The organism is Lysobacter sp. 1R34A (assembly GCF_051217035.1).
GTDB lineage: Bacteria > Pseudomonadota > Gammaproteobacteria > Xanthomonadales > Xanthomonadaceae > Lysobacter.
Window position 1 is genome coordinate 1 of sequence record NZ_JBPKJP010000182.1, and the last position, 3,435, is coordinate 3,435.

The 3,435-nt window shown below is 72.0% G+C and carries 5 protein-coding genes; all 5 read left to right on the plus strand.

Going from position 1 to position 3,435, the window contains the following annotated elements:
• On the plus strand, positions 1 to 453 hold a 453-nt coding region (locus ACSAMQ_RS20245; protein ID WP_435397380.1), incomplete at its 5' end, for a hypothetical protein.
• Positions 454 to 487: 34 nt separating this feature from the next.
• Positions 488 to 1,225, plus strand: a complete 738-nt coding sequence (locus ACSAMQ_RS20250; protein WP_435397381.1) for a hypothetical protein — start codon at positions 488 to 490, stop codon at positions 1,223 to 1,225.
• Between the two features lie 55 nt (positions 1,226 to 1,280).
• Complete coding sequence (locus ACSAMQ_RS20255) at positions 1,281 to 2,633, plus strand: FliI/YscN family ATPase (RefSeq protein WP_435397382.1); 1,353 nt, start codon at positions 1,281 to 1,283, stop codon at positions 2,631 to 2,633.
• Positions 2,630 to 3,121, plus strand: a complete 492-nt coding sequence (locus tag ACSAMQ_RS20260) for a hypothetical protein (RefSeq protein WP_435397383.1) — start codon at positions 2,630 to 2,632, stop codon at positions 3,119 to 3,121. Before ACSAMQ_RS20255 ends, ACSAMQ_RS20260 begins: the two co-directional genes overlap by 4 nt.
• Before the next feature lie 11 nt (positions 3,122 to 3,132).
• A partial coding sequence (locus ACSAMQ_RS20265; RefSeq protein WP_435397384.1) for a hypothetical protein occupies positions 3,133 to 3,435 on the plus strand: 303 nt, incomplete at its 3' end.

The window sequence follows — 3,435 nt, forward strand, 5'->3', positions numbered from 1 at the left end:
GCCGCCGCGCGGCGCTGGCCGCGCGCCCGCATGGCGCGCCTGGTGCGCGACCTCGGCGCGCTGGCCTATGCGCCGGCGATCCGTTCGGAAGTCCGGCGCGAACCGGTGCGCCGGCTCAAGCAGGCGCTCGACAACAGTTACCTGCTCGCGCTCGACAGCCTGGTCTGGGACGGCAAGGTCCAGGCCCAGCTCGGCGCCCAGCTCAGCGCCGAACTCGATGCCGCGCTGCGCGCGTCGGAAACCGACCAGTTGCTGTTCGACCTGCTCGACGGCCGCGGCCGCACCGAGCTGCGGGTGTGGGCCGAACGCCGCGACCCCGGCCTGGCCGACTGGTCGCGGTTGCTGCTGCCGCGCCTGACCCACGAAGCCTCGGCCTCGCTCGGCACGCATCTGCCGCCGGAAGCGGTCGAGCGCCTGTACGCCCACCACGGCGCGCGTCCGCTGACGGCCTGAGCCGCCGCGCCGCGCATCCCACCACGGAATTCCCATGCACGCAGATCCGCTCCCGTCCGCTACGCCGTCGTCCGCCGCCTCCGCCGCGGCCACGGGCACGACGGAGAGCGGTGCGCGCAGGATCGAGCCCCAGCGCGCCAGCGCGACGATCTCGGTGTTCGAACGCAGGCAGTTCGAGCGCGCGGTCGCCGGCACGGTGGTGCCGGCCAAGCAGTGGAACGCGATCGCCGAACTCGACCAGACGCTGGCGCGGGTCAACGCGCTGTACGCCGAGGCCGGCGACGAGATCAAGCAAGCGCGCGAGGCCGGCTACGCCGCCGGGTTCGCCGAGGGCATCGCCCGCGCCCAGCAGCAGATGGCGCAGCAACTGGCCGACCTCAACGAACGCCGCGCGCGCGTGCTCGCCGACGCCGGCAGCCGCGTCACCGAACTGGCCTGCGCGATCGTCGCGCGCATTTCGCCGGAGTTCGACGCGCGCAGCGTGGTGCCGCCGCTGGTCATGCACGCGGTCGAGGCCGCGCAGGCCGAGCAGTTCCTGCTGATCCGCGTTCACCCGAGCGTGCGCGAGGACGTCGCCAAGGGCCTCGGCCTGGTGCGCCAGGCGCATCCGGTGGTCGGGGTGATCGAATTGGTCGACGACGAAAGCCTGGACAAGCTCAGCTGCGTCGTCGTGTCCGAAGCCGGTGAAGTGCGCGCCGGCGTGGCCCAGCAGATCGAGGCCATCCGCATCGCCCTGTCCGGCGCCGAGTACGGCGCGGAGCACACCGAATGACCGCGCGCGCGGCCATCGGTCCGGTCCTGCGGCGCGCGGACGCGGAGGCGGCGCGATGAGCAGCCTGCCGCGCACCATCCTGCAAGCCGTGCCGACGCCCGCCCAGCAGGACCCGCTGATCGCGGCGCTGTCGCGGGTGCAGCCGGTGGTGCGGGTGGGCAAGGTCGCCGAGGCCTACGGCACCATGATCCGCGCGACCGGGCTCAAGGCGATGATCGGCGAGCTGTGCGAACTGCGCAGCCCGCGCGACCGCAATTTCCGCCTGGCCGCCGAAGTCGTCGGCGTGTCGCGCCAATACACCTTGCTGACCCCGCTCGGCGCGCTCGACGGCGTCGCCCACGACACCGAAGTCGTCGCCACCGGCCGCCAGGCCTCGGTGCGCGCCGGCGACGGCCTGCTCGGGCGCATCCTCGACGCCAACGGCGAGCCGATCGACGGCCTCGGCGGGTTCGGCCCGACCGTGCAGATTCCGATCTACGCCGCCTCGCCCAATCCCCTGTCGCGCCAGCTGATCGAACGCCCGTTCGCGACCGGCGTGCGCGCCATCGACACGGTCATGACCGCCGGCGTCGGCCAGCGCCTGGGCATCTTCGCCGTCGCCGGCGGCGGCAAGAGCACCCTGCTCGGGATGCTCGCGCGCGGCGGCGACGCCGACGTCAACGTGATCGCCCTGGTCGGCGAACGCGGCCGCGAGGTCAACGAATTCGTCCACGACAACCTCGGCGAAGCCGGGCTCAAAAAGTCGATCATCGTGGTCGCGACCTCCGACCGGCCGGCGCTCGAGCGCAGCCGCGCGGCCTGGGTCGCGACCGCCATCTCCGAGTACTTCCGCGACCGCGGCAAGCGGGTGATGCTGCTGGTCGACTCGGTCACCCGCTTCGCCCGTGCGCTGCGCGACGTCGGCCTGGCGATCGGCGAGCCGCCAGCGCGGCGCGGTTTTCCGCCGTCGGTGTTCAGCGCCCTGCCGCGCCTGTTCGAGCGCGCCGGCAACAACGACCGCGGCAGCATCACCGCCTTCTACACCGTGCTGATGGAAGGCGAGGACGGCGACGACCCGATCGCCGAGGAAGTGCGCTCGATTCTCGACGGCCACATCGTGCTGTCGCGCAAGCTCGCCGCGGCTTACCACTACCCGGCCATCGACGTGCTGACCAGCCTCAGCCGCACCATGCCGCGGGTCGCCGACGAAGCCCACCAGCGCGCCGCGGGCCAGTTGCGCAAGTACCTGGCCAAGCACCAGGACATCGAACTGTTGCTGCAGCTCGGCGAATACAAGCGCGGCAGCGATGCCGAGGCCGACATCGCGATCGAGAAGATCGAGCCGATCCGCAGGCTGCTCAAGCAGTCCTCCCACGATCTGGCCGACTACCGCCAGTCGGTGGACGCCCTGCGCAAGGTGTTCGGATGAAGCGCTATCCGCTGCATACCCTGCTGCAACTGCGCTCGCACCGGGTCGAGACCGCGCGCATGCTGGTGCTCGAACGCCAGCGCCAGGTGCAGGAACGCCGCGACGCCTGCACCCGGATCCAGGGCGAGATCGCCGCGCTCAACGACGAACGCGCCGGCCAGCGCCTGCGCCTGATGGACCCGCCTCCGCCCGGCATGCCCTGGCCGATGGCGATGACCCAGCGCGAGGCGCACATCGACCATCTCGGCGAGCTGGCGGTCGCCGCGCAACAACGGCTGCTCGACGCGCAAGGCAAGCTGCGCGAAGCCGAAGCCTCGCTCGACGAGGCACGCAAGGCGTTCTTCCGCGCCAAGGCGCGGTTGGACGCACTGGAAAAACGCAAGGACCTGTGGCGCAAGGAGCAGAACACCCTGACCGCGCGCCGCGAGGAAGCCATGAACGCCGATCTGATGCTGGCCACGCGCCAGAACACGAACGGCCCCTTCTGAACGAGGTCGCCATGAGCATCACCCGCAGCTCCTCGACGTCCGATTCCGATGCCGCCCAGCGCAGCGAATCCACGCGCCAGACCGACAAGCCCCGCGAAGCCCGGCGCGAGCCGCCGGCCGAGGGCACCGTCGACCGTTTCCGCAGCCTGATGCAGCAACGCGAAGGCAAGCTCGGCCAGTTGCCCGGCCAGGAAGGCCTGGCGCGCGAGGAAGAAGCCGCGGCGATGCTCAAGAAGCAGGCGCAGGACGGCGGGCCCGGCAACGCCCGGGCCGACGCGCGCCGCGCCGCGCACGCCGGCGAGGCGCATGCCCGC

Excerpts from the sequence above, each read along its gene's own strand:
- ACSAMQ_RS20255 (WP_435397382.1), top strand. The coding sequence starts at position 1,281 with ATGAGCAGCCTGCCGCGCACCATCCTGCAAGCCGTGCCGACGCCCGCC.
- ACSAMQ_RS20250 (WP_435397381.1), top strand. The coding sequence starts at position 488 with ATGCACGCAGATCCGCTCCCGTCCGCTACGCCGTCGTCCGCCGCCTCC.
- ACSAMQ_RS20260 (WP_435397383.1), top strand. The coding sequence starts at position 2,630 with ATGAAGCGCTATCCGCTGCATACCCTGCTGCAACTGCGCTCGCACCGG.